The sequence below is a fragment of the Streptomyces sp. NPDC056224 genome (genome assembly GCF_042267665.1).
Classification (GTDB): Bacteria; Actinomycetota; Actinomycetes; order Streptomycetales; family Streptomycetaceae; genus Streptomyces.
The window spans coordinates 39,523-56,403 of sequence record NZ_JBHJTK010000003.1 but is presented as its reverse complement, the minus strand read 5'-3'; the positions used below and the strand labels follow the sequence as shown (position 1 = coordinate 56,403).

Sequence of the window (16,881 nt, the reverse complement as noted above, 5' to 3'; positions counted from 1 at the left end):
CAACCGGTCGTGTCCGCCCCCTGCCCGGTCAGTGACCGGCCCGGACGGGGATCGTTTGCCCGGACGGAGCCGGACCGCCCGGCCCGCGCGCCGACGGCCTTTCGCCGGTGCGTCCACCGCCCCCTTCCGCTGCGGAAGGGCGAGGGCCGAGGAGGCCGCCATGTCCCACGAGGCCGTACCGGAGACCCGCCGACAGAACGGACGGACCGGGCAGGCTGCACACGACGATGCACGCCAGGACCCCACCGCGCCCGCCCAGGACGGCGCGCCGAACGGCCCGCTGCAGCAGATGGAAGAGCTGATGGCGGCCCTGAACGCCGACCTCTCGCAGCTCGACGCCGACCTCCAGTCCTCCACGGACCGCACCCCCGGCAGCCGCGCCCCCGAGAGCGAGCGCCCCTCCGACCGGTCGCACTGACCGTGCGGGTCCCGTCACGCACGGCGGGACCCCACTCGTTTCTCCCCGCTCAGGCCACTCCCGACGCGGACCCCCGCTCGCGAACCGCCATGCGGCGCAGGAGCGCCCGCACCCGGTCGCTCGACTCGTCAGCCGCGTCGATCGACTCTATGCACTGCCAGTACAGGGCCTCGTCATCCGTCGCGCAGGCGACGCCGACCAGCGCTATGCCCACTTCGCCCAGCAGCGCCTGGAGTCCGAGCAGCGCTTGGCGGACATCCGACACCTGCGTCAACTGCGCGGCCCGCGGCGGATGGTCGGGTGTGCTGACCTCGCCGCGCAGGGCCGCCCGGTCGATCACCCCGCAGCCTCTGCTTCCCGCTTCCCCCAGTCCCCGTGCCTCCGCTCTCATCTCCGGCGGCCCGGTGACCGCCAGATATCCTCCTACGCCCTGCGTGAGCGCCTGGGCCTGCCAGGCCTCGCCCACGATGTCCCACGCAGCCCCACTCTGTGCCAGCGCGTGCCGGCCGGCCGCGATGAGCCGTACCGCATCCATATGCCGTCCCCCGTCCGCACGACATCCCACCATTCCTCACCACTACCCAGAGTGAGGGCAATGGGCCAGTAAAGCCAGGGGTATTCGGAAAATGTGGACACAAATGTGATTGTGATGGAGTCCATCACTCCGAAGAGTGACGATGTGGGGTCGTACCGCCCGGCACCGGGAAGCGGAGCTCGTTCCTCTCGATCTTCGCGGCGAGCGCATCCAGCACATCCACCCCGAGGACCTCACAGAACTGCAGCAGGTACGCGAGCACGTCAGCCACCTCGTCGGCCACGCGGTGGGCGGTTTCCGGCTTCTCCATGACCTTCGCCGACTGTTCCGGCGTCAGCCACTGGAAGATCTCGACCAGTTCCGAGGCCTCCACGCTCAACGCCACCGCCAGGTTCTTGGGCGTGTGGTAGGGCTCCCAGCCGCGCGCCGCCGCGAAGTCGACGAGCCTGCGCCGGAGTCGGTCCAGCCTGTCACCGGGAGCATCCGGGGTCTCGGCCCCGCCGCGACCGCCGCCCGTGTCATCCGTGTCGTTCATGGGGTCAGGTCTACCACCGTGACCCCGGGAAGGCGGCGGGCGGCCGCCGCGGTCTCCTCCCCCACCGCCGCCGCCAGCCGGATGTGGCCGCGCCCGCAGGCCAGCAGGGCCAGCCGCAGCAGTTCGGCGCTCTGGGCCCGGTCCAGGCCCCGGTCGAAACCGTCGGCCAGCACCGTCAGCGCCTGCCGCGCGGACAGCAGTTCGGCGGCCGGGTCCATCGCGAGCACCCCGGGCCCGGTCAGCAGGACCAGCGCCAGTGCGAGGAATCGCAATTCCCCCGCGCCCAGCCGGGCCAGCTCGGTGGCGGGCCGGGCGGGGCCGCGGTCGAGCACCGCCGTGACGGGGCCGTCCGCGGGGGCCCGTACGTCGAGCCCGGCGACCTCTCCCGCGCAACCGGTGCGGGCCGCCTCGGCGAGCAGCGCGTGCCGGGTGCCGCATTCGTGGCGGGTCCGGCGCAGTACGTCGGCCAGGTTGGCGCAGTCGCCCAGCAGCCTGCCCTCCCCCGGCGGGACGGGGGCGCGCATCCGCTCGGGGCGGGGGTCGCAGGGGAACACCGAGCGCAGGGCCACCACGACCTGCTCGGCGGAGGCCAGGACCTGGCGCTGGCCGGCCGTGGCACCGGCCACGCGGAGCGGGAGCAGGGCGGTGCCGAGCCGGTCGTCGGGCAGCGGGGCCCGGGTGACACCGACGGCGCCGCCGGTCAGCCAGGCGGCCTGTACGGAGCGCCGGCCGGGGTCGCGCAGGGCGGTGGCCAGCAGGATCCGCCCGTCCTGCGAAAGCCGTTCGCCGACGATGCGCACGGTGGGCTCGGCCTGCACGGCGAGGTCGAGCCGGACCGGACCGACGGGGCCGTCGACCGTGCACCCGAGGCGGAAGCCGCGCCGCCGCTCGGCGTCGGGGACGGCCAGATCGGGGATCCGGGCACCGGGATCGGGGAAGGCCTCCTCCAGGGTGGCCCCGGAACCCAGCGCGGCGAGGGCCTCGTACGCGGCCAGCGCCTGGGACTTGCCACTGCCGCTCGGCCCGGCGAAGAGGGTGACGGGCCCGAGCCGGAAGGCCGCGCCGCGGTGCGGCCCGAAGGCGGAGAGCCGCAGTGCGGTCACGACGGGCCGCGGCTGGGCGCGGCCCGCCTGCGCGGGAACGGCGGGAGTGGCCGCAACGGCGGGAGTGGCGGGGACCCCGGCAACATCGGGGTCGTTGGCGGCGTCGGCTAACGCGACTGCGGCGGGGGCGAGGCCCGTCGGCGCGTCCAGGGAGGCGTCCATGCGCGGGACGGTACGGGCCGCCGGACCCCCCGGGGTCCCGGCGAACCGTTCCGTCGCGGCGACCTTCCTACGATCGGGGGACGGCGGCGGCCGCGATCCCCTCGACCTCGGTCCCGACGGGTGCCAGCAGGAAGACGTTCCGGTCGACCCGGTGCATCCCGCTGCCGAGCCCGAAGACGACACCACTGCTGAAGTCCAGGATCCGCTTGGCCACTTCGCTGTCCGCGCCGGTGAGGTCGAGCAGTACCGGGATCTGCGCGATCAGATACTCCGCCACCTCCCGCGCGTCCGCGAAGATCTGAACCCGGATCACCACGAAGCGCCGCTGCTCCGCCGCCGACGCCCCGGGCGTCGTGGGGATGGTGCGGTGGTCCACCCGGGAGGGCCATTCGTTGCGACTGCGCAGGGGGACCACCTGCGCGAGCCCCTCCCACTGTTCGTCGGTGACGTCGTACCTGCTCACCGGGCCGCCTCGGCCGCGCGCTTCTTGTGCATCCCCCCATCCTCTCGTGTTTCACCCGTTCAGCCCAACACCGACACGAACCACCCCGGCCACTCCCCGCGAACGCAGTAGGTTAGGTTAGGCATACCTAACTACCTCGCGACGATGGAGAGGAACCAGATGCGCATGTCCGGTGCCCCCGCCCGCCCGGCCGACCGTCCCACCGATGCCGAGCGGGTCCGGTCGATCCTGGCCGCAGCCCACTCCATGACCGTGGTCACCGACGGACTGCGCACCGAGGTCCGCCACCTCGACGGCACGGACCCGATGGGCCGGCTGCACCTGCACCCCGCCGAGCCCGGCGGCGACGCCGGACTCCGGCCCGCGGTCCGGCTGGAGTTCACCGACGTCGCCCCCACCCCCGTACGCGACCGGGTGCGTGCCCGGGTGACCGTCCTGGGCCGCCTGCTCACCCCTTACTCCGACGAGCGGGACGGCCCGGGCGGCCCGGGCGGCCCGGGCGGCCCGGGCGGCCCGGGCGGCCCGGGCGCGAGCGCCGGTTCCACCTGCGTGAAGTTCGGCCAGGCCGTCCTGGAAACGGCGGACGGCTTCTCGTACATCGGACTCCACGAGCTGGACGCCGCCCGCCCCGACCCGCTGGCCCCGTACGAGGCGGGCATGCTCACGCACCTCTTCGACGACCACTCCGACCTGGTCACCCTGCTGCTGCGCCTGGTCCAGCCGCTGCCCACCGCCGCCCTGGTCCGCGTGCTGCCGGCCGCGATGGACCGGTACGGGATCACCCTGCGGCTGGAGGAACGGCGCGGCCACCGCGACGTACGGCTGCCCTTCCCCTCGCCGCTCGACGACGTGGACCAGTCGGGCGCCCAGATCCGGGCCCTCTTCAGCGCCGCCAAGCGGCGCTCGCACCGCAGCACCCTGCCCGCCTGAGCCCGGCCGCCGGGAACAGCGGGCCGCCGTGCCCGCTCACGAGGTGGCGGGTCGCGTACGGGCGTACCGGTTGGCGGGGCGCGGCAGGCCGTAGTTCTCGCGCAGCGTGCGGCCGCTGTACTCGGTGCGGAAGAGCCCGCGCCGCTGGAGGACCGGCACGACGTGGTCGACGAAGTCGGTCAGGCCGGTGGGCAGGACGGGCGCCATGATGTTGAAGCCGTCGGCCGCTCCTCGGGTGAACCACTCCTCCAGCTGGTCGGCGATCTGCTCGGGGGTGCCGGCGAAGACCCGGTGGCCGCGGCCGGCGCCGAGGCGGGCGATCAGCTCGCGCAGGGTGAGGGCTTCGCGGCGCGCCAGTTCGGCGACGAGGGTGAACCGGCTCTTGTTGCCGTTGATGTCCCGCTCCTCCGGGAGATCGGGCAGTGTGCCGTCGAGGGGGTGGCCGGTGAGGTCGACGCCGAGCATGTGGGAGAGCTGGGCGAGGCCGTACTCCGGCACCTGGAGGTCGGTGAGCTGCTGCTCCAGGGCCTTGGCCTCGGCCTCGGTGGAGCCGATGACGGGTGCGATGCCGGGCAGGACGAGCAGGTCGCTCTCGGCACGGCCGTACTTCGCCAGACGGGACTTGAGGTCCTTGTAGAAGGTCTGGCCGTCGGCGAGGGTCTGCTGGGCGGTGAAGACGGCCTCCGCGTACTGGGCGGCGAACTCCTTGCCGTCCTCGGAGGATCCGGCCTGCACCAGGAGCGGGTGGCCCTGCGGGGAGCGCGGCACGTTGAGCGGTCCGGCCACGCCGAAGTGCTCGCCGCGGTGCGCGGCCGGGTGGAGCTTGTCGGTGTCGGCGTAGATGCCGCGCTCCTTGTCGAGGACGATCGCGTCGTCCTCCCAGCTGTCCCAGAGCTTCGTGGCGACGTCGAGGAACTCCCGGGCCCGGTCGTAGCGCAGGCCGTGCTCCAGGTGCTCGTCCCGGTTGAAGTTGCGGGCCTCGTCGACGCTGCCGGAGGTGACGATGTTCCAGCCGGCGCGGCCGCCGCTGATGTGGTCGAGGGAGGCGAACTTCCGGGCCGTGTGGAAGGGCTCGTTGAAGGTGGTGGAGACGGTGGCGATCAGCCCGATGTGCTCGGTGACGGCGGCGATCGCGGAGAGCAGGGTGAGCGGCTCGAACCCGCCGACGGCGTTGTAGCGGGCCTTGCCCCAGAGGGCGACCCCGTCGGCGAAGAAGATGGAGTCGAGCCGTCCGCGCTCGGCGGTGCGGGCCAGTTCCTGGAAGTACCGCAGGTCGGTGACGCGTTCGGGGGTGCTGTCCGGATGGCGCCAGGCGGCGTCGTGGTGTCCGGCGTTCATGAGGAAGGCGTTGAGGTGCAGGGTCCGGGGTGCGGTCATGGCTGTTCCTTGTGTTCGGAGTCGGGGGCCGGGGACGGGCCGGGGCCTGGCCGGAGCCGGGGCCTGAGCGGGAACCGCACCGGTCAGGCGGGGACGCGCCAGACGCTGAGGCGGCGTTCGACCGCGACGAGCAGCTGGTTGAAGGCCACGCCGATGGCGGAGATGGTGACGATGCCCGCGTACATCTGCGGGATCGCGAAGTTGAACTGCGAGGCGTTGATCAGGTAGCCGAGGCCCGCCTTCGCGCCGATCATCTCGGCGGCCACGAGGACGAGGATGGAGACGGCTCCGGCGAGGCGGATGCCGGTGAAGACGGCCGGGACCGAGGACGGCAGGATCACCTTCTGGAAGAGCCTGAGCGTCGACAGGTCCATCGAGCGGGCGAGCCTGACGAGGGTGGGGTCGGCGTTCCCGACCGCGCTGATGGTGTTCAGCAGGATCGGCCACACGCAGGCGTAGACGACGATCGAGACCTTCGACGTCTCCCCGATGCCGAGCAGGAGCACGAAGACCGGCAACAGGGCGAGCGCGGCGGTGTTGCGGAACACCTCCAGCAGCGGACCGAGCAGCGCGGCGAGCGGCCGGTACCAGCCGATGAGCAGACCGAGCGGGACGGCGACGGCGACGGCGATCCCGAAGCCGCCGAAGGAACGGACGAGGCTGGCCGAGGCGTGCGTGCCGAGCTGGCCGTTGCCCAGGAGTTCCCACCAGGCCACGGCGACCTGGCTGACCGGTGGCAGGAAGGTGGCGTCGACCAGGCCGAGCCTGGGCGCCGTCTCCCAGACGGCGAGCAGGGCGAGGACGGCCGCCGACCGCAGTGCGGCGGCGCGCAGCCACCGCACCAGTGCCCTGGCGGGCTGCCGGGCGGGGGCCGGGGCCTTGGCCGGAGCCGGGGCCAGGGCCGGAGCCAGGGCCGGGGCCTTCGCCAGGGCCGGAGCCGGGGCCGGAGCCTTCGCCTGGGCAGGGGCCTCGGGCAGGGTCGGAACCTTGGTCGATGGCGGGGTCGGGCCTTGGCCGGTGCTGGTGGGGGCGGGTGGCGCGGAGTCCCGTACCGCGGCTGCGGAGGCGGGAGCCGCCGGGCGTGCGGACGCCCTTGCCGCTGCGGCGGCGGGGAAGACCCCTACCGCCTCCGGAGCGGCCGGGCCGCGGGCGTCCTCCTCCTGGCCGGCCAGGGCGGTCGCGGCGGCGGCGGCGGCGGCGGGGGTGGTGTCGGTGGTCATACGGTGGCCTCCTCCTTCTCCAGTTGCTGAGCGCGGGCCACTTCGTCGTGGAGCAGGGTCCAGATCTCGTGGCGGTAGCGGGCGAACTCCGGGCTGGAGCGCAGGTCCTCGCCCTGCAGGCCGGGGCCGCGCTCGCCGAGGGTGACGGGGACGACCTCCTTGATCCGTCCCGGACGGGAGGTCATGACGGCCACCTTCTGGCCGAGGTAGACGGCTTCCTCGATGCCGTGGGTGATGAAGACGACGGTCTTGCCCGTGCGCTGCCAGATGCGGCGCAGCTCGTCCTGCAGGGACTCGCGGGTCTGCGCGTCGAGCGCGGCGAACGGCTCGTCCATCAGCAGCACGTCCGGGTCGTAGGCCAGCGCGCGGGCGATCGCCACGCGCTGGCGCATGCCGCCGGAGAGTTCGTGGGGGTGCCGGTCCTCGAAACCGGCGAGCCCGACGATGTCCAGGAACTCCCTGGCCCGGTCCGTTCGTTGACGCCTCGGTACGCCGGTGGCCTCCAGGCCGAATGCGACATTGCCCAGCGCCGTGCGCCACGGGAGCAGCGCGTACTGCTGGAAGACGGTGCCCCGGTCCAGGCCGGGGCCGGTGACGGGCTCGCCGTCGAGCAGGATCCGCCCCGCCGTCGGCCGGGACAGTCCGCCGAGCAGGTCCAGGAGGGTCGATTTGCCGCAGCCGCTGGGGCCGACGACGACCACGAACTCCCCTGCCCCGATCTCCAGGTCGATTCCGTCGAGGGCGGTGAACTCCCCCTTGTCCGGGCCCTTGTCCCGGCCCTTGTTCTTGGCCGGGAAGGTCTTGCCCACTCCCTCGAACACGATCTTCGCCATGTCCGGTCAGTCCTTTCCGTAGCCGTTGAACTCGTTGGTGTAGAGGTCGGACGGCTTGACCTGGCCCTTCTTGATCTCGCCGCGCTCGCCGAGCCAGTCGATCCAGAGCTGGAAGGACTGGTCCGGTATCCGGCCGCCCGTCTCGGCGATCCCGAACGAGCGCCAGTACTGCAGGGCGGCGGTGTCCTCGCCCCGCCCGCGCTTCCTGACGATCTCCGTCATGCGCGCGACGGCCTCCTCGCGCGGGGTGGCACGGGACCATTCGATGGCCTTGGCCACACCGGTCGTGAAGGTCCGTACGGTGTCCGGGTTCTGCTTGATGAAGCGCTCGGTCATGATGTAGGTGCCGGCGCTGAAGGGCCCGAGCAGCTCGACATCGGTGAACAGCGGACGGATGCCGCCGTTCGCGAGGGCCTTGTCGCGGAGGATCCCGGTGAGCACGCCGACCTCGATCTGCTTCTGGCGCAGCGCCTGCTCGGTGTTGACGGGCGGCACCACCAGGGCCTCGACCCCGGCCGCGTCCGCCTTGGACAGGCCGTTGCGGCTCAGGTAGAGGTCGAGAAGGGCCTGGTAGTGGGCGCCCAGGGTGTTCATACCGACCTTCTTTCCGATCAGGTCCCGGGCGGAGCGGATCGGGCTGTCCTCCAGGACGAAGTAGCCGCCGTAGGAGTACTGGTCGGAGCCGTAGGAGGAGATGACGGCCTTGATCGGGGCGTTGCCGGCGGCGAGCTTGATGACCGCGCCGTTGAAAGCGCTGCCGAAGTGGGTCTGGCCGGTGGCCGCGGACTGGATGTCCTGCGGGCCGCTGATGGTGTTGCCGACCCATTCGAGCGTCACGTCCTCGAAGTAGCCGAGATCGGCGGCGAGTTCGGGGAGGGTGACCGCGCCGACCGCTCCCTGGTACTTCAGGGTCTTGATCTGCGAGCCGGAGCCGGAGCCGCCGGCGGTGGCCGTGCCACAGCTCACCGCGGCCGCCGAGATGCCGAGCAGGGTCAGGAACTGGCGCCGGGAGGTGGAGGTCGAGGTGAAGGCTGCGGGCATGGCGGGTCCTTGTCGGTGCGGAGGTCGCGTGGTGGCGGGGCGTTACGGGGCGGCGGTGAGCGCGGTGCGGTGTGCGGCGCGCAGGGCGTCGGCGAACTCGTCGACGGCCTGGAAGAGATCGAGTTCCGCCTCGGGCCGCAGCCGGTCGGGGCCGGAACCGCGCTCGACGGAGGAGTCGAGGACGAACCGGCCGGCGGTGACGTGCCGGGCGCCGAGGGCGGCGAGCACGGGGCGCAGGGCGTAGTCGATGGTCAGGACGTGGGCGAGGCTGCCGCCGGTGACCAGCGGCAGAACCGTTTTGCCGGCCAGGCCGTCCTGCGGCAGCAGATCGAGGAAGGCCTTGAGCAGACCGGTGTACGAGGCCTTGTAGACCGGGGTCGCGATGACGATCCCGTCCGCCTCGGCGACGGCTTCGAGTGCCCGGCGGATCTCCGGCTCGCCGCGCCGGGCGGAGAGCAGGTCGGCGGCGGGGAGGTCGCGGACGGCGAGGTGCGCGGTCTCGAACCCCGAGTGGGCGAGGCGGCGCAGCACGTGGTCGGCGACGACCTCGGTACGGGAGTGGAGGGACGGACTGCCGGTGAGGGCGAGCAGCTGGGGCACGGGGGCTCCTTGGATGCCGTACGGGAGCGGGACGGTCAGGTGGTGGAGGCGCCGGAGGCGATGCCGAAGGCGGGGTCCGGGACGGCCTCGGGGCTGATCAGCCGGGAGGGCTCGCCGTCGGGGCCGACCGGGATGTCGCCGTCGACGGTGACGCGGCGCAGGGTGCGCTCGTGGTCGTCGGAGTCGTCCACGCCGTAGTGCTGGGTGGCGCGGTTGTCCCAGATGGCGACGTCACCGGCCCGCCACTGCCAGCGGACGGTGTTCTCGGGGCTCTCGATGTGGGACTGGAACAGGTCCTGCAGGACACGGGAGTCGCGGCCGGTGAGGCCGCTGATGCGCTGGACGAAGTTGCCGAGGAGCAGGGTGCGTTCCCCGGTCTCGGGGTGGACGCGGACCACCGGGTGCTCGGTGAGGAACGTGGTGGAGGTGAAGACCTCGCGGTACTGGGCCAGCGCCTCGGGCAGGGCGTCGGGCCGGAGGGCGGCGTAGTCGTACTCGTTGGAGTGGACGGCGCGGAGGCTGTCGGCGAGCGCGCGGAGCGGTGCGGGAAGGGTGCTGTAGGCGGTGGCGGTGTTGGCCCACAGGGTGTTGCCGCCGTACGGGGGGATGGTGACGGCCCGGAGGACGGAGAAGGCCGGGTAGGCGGGGGCGAAGGTGACGTCGGTGTGCCACTGGTTGGCGCGGGCGCCGTGGTGGGAGTCGACGCCGAGGGCGTAACGGCCGTCGGCCGAGGGGACGGTGGGGTGCGCGACGGGCGCGCCGAGCAGCTGGGCGAAGGCCTCGTGGCCGGCCTCGTCGAGGTGGTCCTGGCCGCGGAAGAAGACGACCTTGTGGGCGAGGAGCGTGGCGCGGATCTCGGCGACGGTGGCGGCGGGCAGGTCGCCGCCGAGCCGTACGCCGCCGATCTCGGCGCCGATGCGGCCGCCGACCTTCGTGACGGTGGCGGAGGTGAGCGCAGTGGACATGGGAACTCCCTGGGGTTGTTTCCGCAACGGAAGGAACAGGGGTACGGGCAGCCCGGCGGGCAGGAGGCCGTGCGGGGACGCGGGTGAGGCGGAATTGCCTACCGCACGGGCCGACCGCCCGGGCGGTGGGCGGCTACGGACTTACCGGGGGGCCTGACCGCCGGGGCGTGCCGTGGACCGACGGGGCGGTCCATGTCGCCGGTGCGGTGGACCGCCGGGGCCGTGGACCGCCGGGGCCGGGTGTTTCGGAGCGGCCGGGCTCAGGCGCGGCGCGGGGCCGGACAGCGGCCCGGACACTCACCCGGCGCGGTACACGGGCCGGTGGTGTGGAGCCGCGGGACGAGGAGTTCGTTCGCGGACATGGCCCGGAGCGTGTCAGCGGGCCCGTCGCCGGTCAACCCTGGTGCCGACCGCCACCGGGCCCGTCGCACAGGGCCCGTACACCGCCTGCGAGCTGGCTTTTCGTGGTTCCGTGAGGGGTACGCCGCCCGGTCCCCGACGGCCGAAAACCGTGGCCGGATTTCATGGCCCCGCAACGCGCCCGCCACGCGCCCACCCGGATCGGATCGCGGCGGTCCTCGAAGACCCGGGGCTCCGCCCCGGACCCGGTGCCGACCGGCAACCACGCCCGAGCCGTCGCGCGGGCCCGAAAGACCCGGGCCGTCGCCCGGGCCGTGATCCTGTTCGGCTGCCCGGAGGCCCGCCGCAACCCGGTGCACCCGTTCATCGACAACGTCGTCGACGCCGCCTTCGGCACCGGTGGAACCGTGCGCAGGGCCCGGGCCCGGCCGCCGGCGACGTGACCCGCCTGCCGCCGCCCCGGCCGCGGGCCCGCCGCGCGTGCCGCGCGTGCCGTGCGTGCCGTGCGGACGTGCCGGCTGCCTGCGGGCGACCGTCTCCGACACCGCGCCGGGCGCCGAGGCGGTCCGCCGCGGCATCGTGCCGGACCCGTTCGCCACCGGCGACAGCTGCGAGGGCGAGCGGCGCACCGCGGTCGCCGCCCGGCTGCGCGCGGCCGACCAGGCGATGCCGGTACTTCGCGCCGGCGGCGGCCTTCGCACCTACCTGCCCGGCGCCTCGCGATCCGCCCACCGGGCCGCCGGGTTCCGTGGCCGTCGGGACCTCGCGTACGGCCACCGGCGGGGCGTACGCCGGCGCCGCACCCAGCGGCCCCCGCCCCAGGTGGCCGTCGGTGAGCAGGGAATCCCCGGTGGCCCGGCAGCGAACGTACCGGTGACTGCGCCCGACGGGTCGACCGTGCCGCTGCGCGACCTGCTGGGACAGGGACGGCTGCGCGGGTCGGCCGGCTGCTGCGCGAGCGCGCCCGCGCCGTGGGCCGCGCGGCGGCCCTTCTGTCGGATGTCTTCAATCCCGCGATCATGGTCGTGACGGAGCTGTCGAGCGTTCCGCACGAGGGGCGTCCGGAGGAGATCCGGGGCGCCGCGGAGGAGATGCCGCACGTCCGCAGCGAACCCGCGCGGATCGTGGTACCGCACACGGGCCCGGCCCTACTCCCTCAGGCGGCGACAACGGTGCTGCTCAGCCGGGCTGTCCAGGATCCGCTCGGCACGCTGTGAGAGTGCGAGATCACACCCGTCGGTATGGTGCCACCTGAGCGCCCTCCCCTACATTCGAGCCATGACGGTCCTGCCTGACGACGGGCTCTCCCTGGCCGCCGAGTTCCCTGACGCGACGCATGAGCAGTGGCAGCGCCTTGTAGAGGGCGTACTGCGCAAGTCGGGCAAGGAAGCCTCCGGCGAGGCCGCTGAAGAAGCGTTGTCCACCCCACTCGAGGACGGGCTCACCACCCGCCCGCTGTACACCGCGCCGCCCGACGGGACGGCTCCCGACACCGGTTTCCCCGGCTTCGCCCCCTTTGTACGGGGCGGCAGGCCGGAAGGCACCACCGCGAACGGCTGGGACGTGCGCCAGCGCCTCGCGGGCACCGACCCGGCACGCCTGAACGAGGCGGTCCTCGCCGACCTGGAGAACGGGGTCACCTCGCTCTGGCTGACCGTCGGCCGCAGCGGCATCCCCGTCGACGGCCTCGCCCGGGCACTGGACGGGGTCTACCTGGATCTCGCCCCGGTGTCCCTGGACGCCGGAGCCGATTACGCTCAGGCCGCGCGGGCGTTCCTCGCCCTGTGCGCCGATCGCGGGACCGGCCCGACGGAGGTTCGGGCGAGCCTCGGCGCCGACCCCCTGGGCCACGAGGCCCGCACGGGCGAAGCGCTGGACATGGCCGACGCCGTGTCCCTGGCCCGGGAGGCCTCCTCCGGTTACCCCGGGGTGCGCGCCCTGACCGTGGACGCCCTGCCGTACCACGAGGCCGGCGGCAGCGCCGCCGAGGAGCTGGGCCTGTCCCTGGCCACCGGCGTCGCCTACCTGCGCGCCCTCACCGGGGCCGGCCTGAGCACCGCGGCGGCCCTCGGCCAGCTGGAGTTCCGCTACGCGGCCACCGCCGACCAGTTCCTCACGATCGCCAAGCTGCGCGCCGCGCGCCGCCTGTGGGCCCGTGTCGCCGGGGCCTCGGGGGCCCCGGAGGCGGGTGCCCAGCTCCAGCACGCGGTGACCTCGCCGGTGATGATGACGCGCCGCGACCCGTGGGTGAACATGCTGCGCACCACCGTGGCCTGCATGGCCGCGGGTGTGGGCGGCGCGGACTCGGTCACCGTGCTCCCCTTCGACAACGAGCTCGGCCTGCCGGACGCCTTCGCGCGCCGGATCGCCCGCAACACCTCCACGATCCTGCTGGAGGAGTCACACCTGGCCCGCGTCATCGACCCGGCCGGCGGCTCGTACTACGTCGAGCGGCTCACCGACGAACTCGCCCACGCGGCCTGGGCGTTCTTCCAGACCCTGGAGAAGGCCGGCGGCCAGGCCGCCGCCCTGCGCTCCGGTCTGGTCGCCGAACGGCTCGCCGCCACCTGGGCCGAGCGCTCGAAGAAGCTGGCCAAGCGCCGCGAACCGATCACCGGCGTCAGCGAGTTCCCGCTGCTGTCGGAGAAGCCGGTCGTACGGGAGAGCGCGCCGCCCGCGCCCACCGGGGGGCTCCCCCGCGTACGGCGCGACGAGGCGTACGAGGTACTGCGCGCCCGCAGCGACGCCCACCTGGCGGCGACCGGCGCCCGGCCCAGGATCTTCCTGGCCGCGCTGGGCCCGGCGGCCGCGCACACCGCGCGGGCCACCTTCGCCTCCAACCTGTTCCAGGCGGGCGGCATCGAACCGGTGCACGACCCGGTGTCCGTGGACCCGGAGACGGCCGCCGAGGCGTACGCGGCGAGCGGCGCCGACGGCATGGCCGTGCTGTGCTCCAGCGACGCGCTGTACGAGGAGCAGGCCGGGGCGGTGGCCGGGGCGCTGCGCGCCGCGGGCGCCACGACCGTGTTCCTCGCGGGCAAGCCGGGTACCGCAGGGGCTTCCGTGGACGAGTACGTCTTCGCCGGCTGTGACGCCGTCGCCGTGCTGTCCTCCGTACTCGACCGGATGGGAGTGCCGTCTTGAGCATCCCCGATTTCTCCGAGCTGGCGCTCGGCTCCTCCTCCGCCGGAGCATCCGAGGACCAGTGGCGCTCCGCGGTGAAGGAGTCCGCCGGCACCGCGGCCTCCGACCTGCTGTGGGAGACCCCCGAGGGCATCGGCGTCAAGCCGCTGTACACGGGACGGGACCTGGAGGGCCTGGACTTCCTTCAGACGTACCCGGGCGTGGCCCCGTACCTGCGCGGCCCGTACCCGACGATGTACGTCAACCAGCCCTGGACGATCCGCCAGTACGCCGGCTTCTCCACGGCCGAGGAGTCGAACGCCTTCTACCGGCGCAACCTGGCCGCCGGCCAGAAGGGCCTGTCGGTCGCCTTCGACCTGCCGACGCACCGCGGCTACGACAGCGACCACCCGCGCGTGACCGGCGACGTCGGCATGGCCGGCGTGGCCATCGACTCGATCTACGACATGCGGCAGCTGTTCGACGGGATCCCGCTGGACAAGATGTCGGTGTCGATGACGATGAACGGCGCGGTGCTGCCCGTCCTCGCCCTGTACATCGTGGCGGCGGAGGAGCAGGGCGTCTCCGCCGACAAGCTCGCCGGGACCATCCAGAACGACATCCTCAAGGAGTTCATGGTCCGCAACACCTACATCTATCCGCCGAAACCCTCGATGCGGATCATCTCCGACATCTTCTCCTTCACCTCGCAGAAGATGCCGCGGTACAACTCGATCTCCATCTCCGGCTACCACATCCAGGAAGCGGGGGCGACGGCCGACCTGGAGCTGGCCTACACCCTCGCCGACGGCGTGGAGTACCTGCGCGCCGGCCAGGCCGTCGGGCTGAACGTGGACGCGTTCGCGCCGCGACTGTCCTTCTTCTGGGCGATCGGCATGAACTTCTTCATGGAGGTCGCGAAGCTGCGCGCCGCGCGCCTGCTGTGGGCGCGCCTGGTCAAGCAGTTCGACCCGCAGAACGCCAAGTCGCTGTCGCTGCGCACCCATTCGCAGACCTCGGGCTGGTCGCTGACCGCGCAGGACGTCTTCAACAACGTCACGCGTACGTGCATCGAGGCGATGGCGGCGACCCAGGGACACACCCAGTCGCTGCACACCAACGCCCTCGACGAGGCGCTCGCGCTGCCGACGGACTTCTCGGCGCGCATCGCCCGCAACACCCAGCTGCTGCTCCAGCAGGAGTCGGGGACCTGCCGGTCGATCGACCCCTGGGGCGGCAGCGCGTACGTCGAGAAGCTCACGTACGACCTGGCCCGGCGCGCCTGGCAGCACATCGAGGAGGTCGAGGCGGCCGGCGGCATGGCGCAGGCCATCGACGCGGGCATCCCGAAGCTGCGCGTGGAGGAGGCCGCGGCGCGTACGCAGGCACGGATCGACTCGGGCCGGCAGCCGGTGATCGGCGTCAACAAGTACCGCGTGGAGAACGACGAGGCGATCGACGTCCTGAAGGTCGACAACTCCTCGGTGCGCTCCCAGCAGATCGCCAAGCTGCGGCGGCTGCGCGAAGAGCGCGACGAGGCGGTCACGCAGGACACCCTGCGGGCGCTGACGAACGCCGCGGAGCGCGGCGACGGCAACCTGCTGGCCCTGGCGGTGGACGCGGCGCGCGCCAAGGCGACGGTGGGTGAGATCTCGGACGCACTGGAGAAGGTGTACGGGCGGCACGCGAGCCAGATCCGTACGATCTCGGGTGTGTACCGCACCGAAGCAGGCGAGTCCCCCTCCGTGGAGCGCACCCGCGCCCTGGTCGACCGGTTCGAGGAGGCCGAGGGCCGCCGTCCTCGCATCCTCGTCGCCAAGATGGGCCAGGACGGCCACGACCGCGGCCAGAAGGTGATCGCGACCGCCTTCGCCGACCTGGGCTTCGACGTGGACGTCGGCCCGCTGTTCCAGACCCCGGCGGAGGTGGCCCGCCAGGCCGTCGAGGCGGACGTCCACGTGGTGGGCGTCTCGTCGCTGGCGGCCGGCCACCTGACCCTCGTACCGGCGCTGCGCGAGCAGTTGGCGGAGGAGGGCCGCGAGGACATCATGATCGTCGTGGGCGGGGTCATCCCGCCGGCCGATGTCCCCACGCTGCTGGAGATGGGCGCCACGGCGGTGTTCCCGCCCGGAACGGTGATCCCGGACGCCGCCCACGACCTGGTGACGCGGCTCGCCGCGGACCTGGGCCACGAGCTGTAGGCGGGCGCCGGTGCCGAAGATCGACATCGAGGCCTACGCGAAGGGGGTGCTCGACGGGAAGCGCGCGTTCATCGCGCGCGCGATCACGCTCGTCGAGTCCACCCTGCCCGCTCACCGGGTGCTGGCGCAGGGGCTGTTGACGGAACTGCTGCCGCACTCGGGCCGGGCCCGGCGGATCGGCATCAGCGGGGTGCCGGGGGTGGGCAAGTCCACCTTCATCGACGCGTTCGGCACGATGCTGACCGGCCTGGGCCACAAGGTCGCGGTCCTCGCGGTCGACCCGTCGTCGAAGCGCACGGGCGGCTCCATCCTCGGCGACAAGACGCGGATGGAGCGGCTGTCGGTCGACCCGGCGGCCTTCGTGCGGCCTTCACCCTCGGCGGGGACGCTGGGCGGGGTCGCCAAGGCCACCCGCGAGTCGATGATCGTGATGGAGGCGGCGGGCTACGGCGTCGTCCTCGTCGAGACGGTCGGCGTGGGCCAGTCGGAGACCACGGTGGCGGGGATGGTCGACTCCTTCCTGCTGCTCTCCCTGGCCCGGACGGGCGACCAGCTGCAGGGCATCAAGAAGGGCGTCCTGGAGCTGGCGGACGTCCTGGCGGTCAACAAGGCGGACGGCCCGCACGAGCGGGACGCGAAGGCGGCCGCCCGCGAACTGTCGGGCGCGCTGCGGCTGATGCACCCGGCCGACGCGGCGTGGACCCCGCCGGTCCTGACGTGCAGCGCCCGCGAGTCGGCGGGCCTGGACGAGGTGTGGAACCGCCTCGAACAGCACCGCACCCTGCTGGAGGCGGGCGGCCGGCTGACGGCGAAGCGGGCGGCGCAGCAGGTGGAGTGGACCTGGTCGATGGTCCGCGAGGAGCTGCTGGAACGGCTGCGTTCGGATCCGGCGGTACGGGAGCTCGCGCCGGAGCTGGAGGCGGCGGTCCGGGCGGGCTCGGTCACCCCGACCTCGGCGGCGGACCGCATCCTGTCGGCGTTCGGGAACTGACGGCGGGACGGCGCCCGGTGGGCG

Annotated in this window: 17 protein-coding genes and 1 pseudogene; 8 read left to right on the top strand and 10 right to left on the bottom strand. The window is 73.2% G+C overall.

The genetic code is table 11. The features are described from left to right. The first annotated feature begins 160 nt into the window (after positions 1-160). The gene (locus ACFCZ1_RS05930; RefSeq protein WP_376677140.1) at positions 161-418 is read left to right on the top strand and encodes a hypothetical protein; all 258 of its coding nucleotides are present in this window, start codon (positions 161-163) and stop codon (positions 416-418) included. Between the two features lie 49 nt (positions 419-467). Here ACFCZ1_RS05930 and ACFCZ1_RS05925 read toward each other — a convergent pair whose 3' ends face one another. The 4 genes from ACFCZ1_RS05925 to ACFCZ1_RS05910 form a co-directional block, all read right to left on the bottom strand. Next, positions 468-953, bottom strand: coding sequence for a DUF6099 family protein (locus tag ACFCZ1_RS05925; protein WP_376677139.1), 486 nt, complete (start codon positions 951-953; stop codon positions 468-470). Positions 954-1,077: 124 nt separating this feature from the next. After that, positions 1,078-1,488, bottom strand: coding sequence for a nucleotide pyrophosphohydrolase (locus ACFCZ1_RS05920; protein WP_376677138.1), 411 nt, complete (start codon positions 1,486-1,488; stop codon positions 1,078-1,080). Next, positions 1,485-2,753, bottom strand: a complete 1,269-nt coding sequence (locus ACFCZ1_RS05915) for an ATP-binding protein (RefSeq protein ID WP_376677137.1) — start codon at positions 2,751-2,753, stop codon at positions 1,485-1,487. Before ACFCZ1_RS05915 ends, ACFCZ1_RS05920 begins: the two co-directional genes overlap by 4 nt. Before the next feature lie 67 nt (positions 2,754-2,820). After that, entirely contained in the window at positions 2,821-3,216 is a 396-nt protein-coding gene (locus ACFCZ1_RS05910) for a cell division protein SepF (protein WP_214941072.1), read from the bottom strand. 159 nt (positions 3,217-3,375) lie between these two features. Between ACFCZ1_RS05910 and ACFCZ1_RS05905 the strand changes: the two genes are divergently transcribed. Then, a complete protein-coding gene (locus tag ACFCZ1_RS05905) occupies positions 3,376-4,146 on the top strand; it encodes a DUF2470 domain-containing protein (protein ID WP_376677393.1) in 771 nt (256 codons plus the stop codon). Positions 4,147-4,182: 36 nt separating this feature from the next. On the opposite strand, the gene ACFCZ1_RS05900 is transcribed toward ACFCZ1_RS05905, so the two are convergent. The 6 genes from ACFCZ1_RS05900 to ACFCZ1_RS05875 all read right to left on the bottom strand — a co-directional run bounded on the left by ACFCZ1_RS05900 (position 4,183) and on the right by ACFCZ1_RS05875 (position 10,182). Then, on the bottom strand, positions 4,183-5,523 hold the full coding sequence (locus tag ACFCZ1_RS05900) for an LLM class flavin-dependent oxidoreductase (RefSeq protein WP_376677136.1): 1,341 nt from the start codon (positions 5,521-5,523) through the stop codon (positions 4,183-4,185). A gap of 83 nt (positions 5,524-5,606) precedes the next feature. Further along, on the bottom strand, positions 5,607-6,743 hold the full coding sequence (locus tag ACFCZ1_RS05895; protein ID WP_376677135.1) for an ABC transporter permease: 1,137 nt from the start codon (positions 6,741-6,743) through the stop codon (positions 5,607-5,609). Further along, complete coding sequence (locus ACFCZ1_RS05890) at positions 6,740-7,576, bottom strand: ABC transporter ATP-binding protein (RefSeq protein ID WP_376677134.1); 837 nt, start codon at positions 7,574-7,576, stop codon at positions 6,740-6,742. Before ACFCZ1_RS05890 ends, ACFCZ1_RS05895 begins: the two co-directional genes overlap by 4 nt. 6 nt (positions 7,577-7,582) lie before the next feature. Continuing rightward, positions 7,583-8,617, bottom strand: coding sequence for an ABC transporter substrate-binding protein (locus tag ACFCZ1_RS05885; protein ID WP_376677133.1), 1,035 nt, complete (start codon positions 8,615-8,617; stop codon positions 7,583-7,585). Between the two features lie 42 nt (positions 8,618-8,659). Then, entirely contained in the window at positions 8,660-9,217 is a 558-nt protein-coding gene (gene ssuE, locus ACFCZ1_RS05880; protein ID WP_376677132.1) for an NADPH-dependent FMN reductase, read from the bottom strand. A 35-nt stretch (positions 9,218-9,252) separates the two neighbouring features. Then, positions 9,253-10,182: a TauD/TfdA dioxygenase family protein gene (locus ACFCZ1_RS05875; RefSeq protein ID WP_376677131.1), complete on the bottom strand. Its 930-nt coding sequence runs from the start codon at positions 10,180-10,182 to the stop codon at positions 9,253-9,255. A 524-nt stretch (positions 10,183-10,706) separates the two neighbouring features. Between ACFCZ1_RS05875 and ACFCZ1_RS05870 the strand changes: the two genes are divergently transcribed. From ACFCZ1_RS05870 to meaB, 6 genes and pseudogenes are all read left to right on the top strand, one after another. Continuing rightward, the gene (locus ACFCZ1_RS05870; protein ID WP_376677130.1) at positions 10,707-10,985 is read left to right on the top strand and encodes a hypothetical protein; all 279 of its coding nucleotides are present in this window, start codon (positions 10,707-10,709) and stop codon (positions 10,983-10,985) included. A gap of 160 nt (positions 10,986-11,145) precedes the next feature. Next, positions 11,146-11,469: pseudogene (locus ACFCZ1_RS05865) on the top strand (monooxygenase); the annotation flags it as partial. 98 nt (positions 11,470-11,567) lie between these two features. Next, positions 11,568-11,759, top strand: a complete 192-nt coding sequence (locus ACFCZ1_RS05860) for a hypothetical protein (RefSeq protein WP_376677129.1) — start codon at positions 11,568-11,570, stop codon at positions 11,757-11,759. Positions 11,760-11,820: 61 nt separating this feature from the next. Beyond that, complete coding sequence (locus tag ACFCZ1_RS05855) at positions 11,821-13,686, top strand: methylmalonyl-CoA mutase family protein (protein WP_376677128.1); 1,866 nt, start codon at positions 11,821-11,823, stop codon at positions 13,684-13,686. Beyond that, entirely contained in the window at positions 13,683-15,866 is a 2,184-nt protein-coding gene (gene scpA, locus ACFCZ1_RS05850) for a methylmalonyl-CoA mutase (RefSeq protein ID WP_376677127.1), read from the top strand. The genes ACFCZ1_RS05855 and scpA overlap by 4 nt, the downstream gene beginning before the upstream one ends. A gap of 10 nt (positions 15,867-15,876) precedes the next feature. After that, positions 15,877-16,857 (top strand): methylmalonyl Co-A mutase-associated GTPase MeaB, encoded by a 981-nt coding sequence (gene meaB, locus ACFCZ1_RS05845; RefSeq protein ID WP_376677126.1) that lies wholly within the window; start codon positions 15,877-15,879, stop codon positions 16,855-16,857. Positions 16,858-16,881 lie beyond the last annotated feature (24 nt).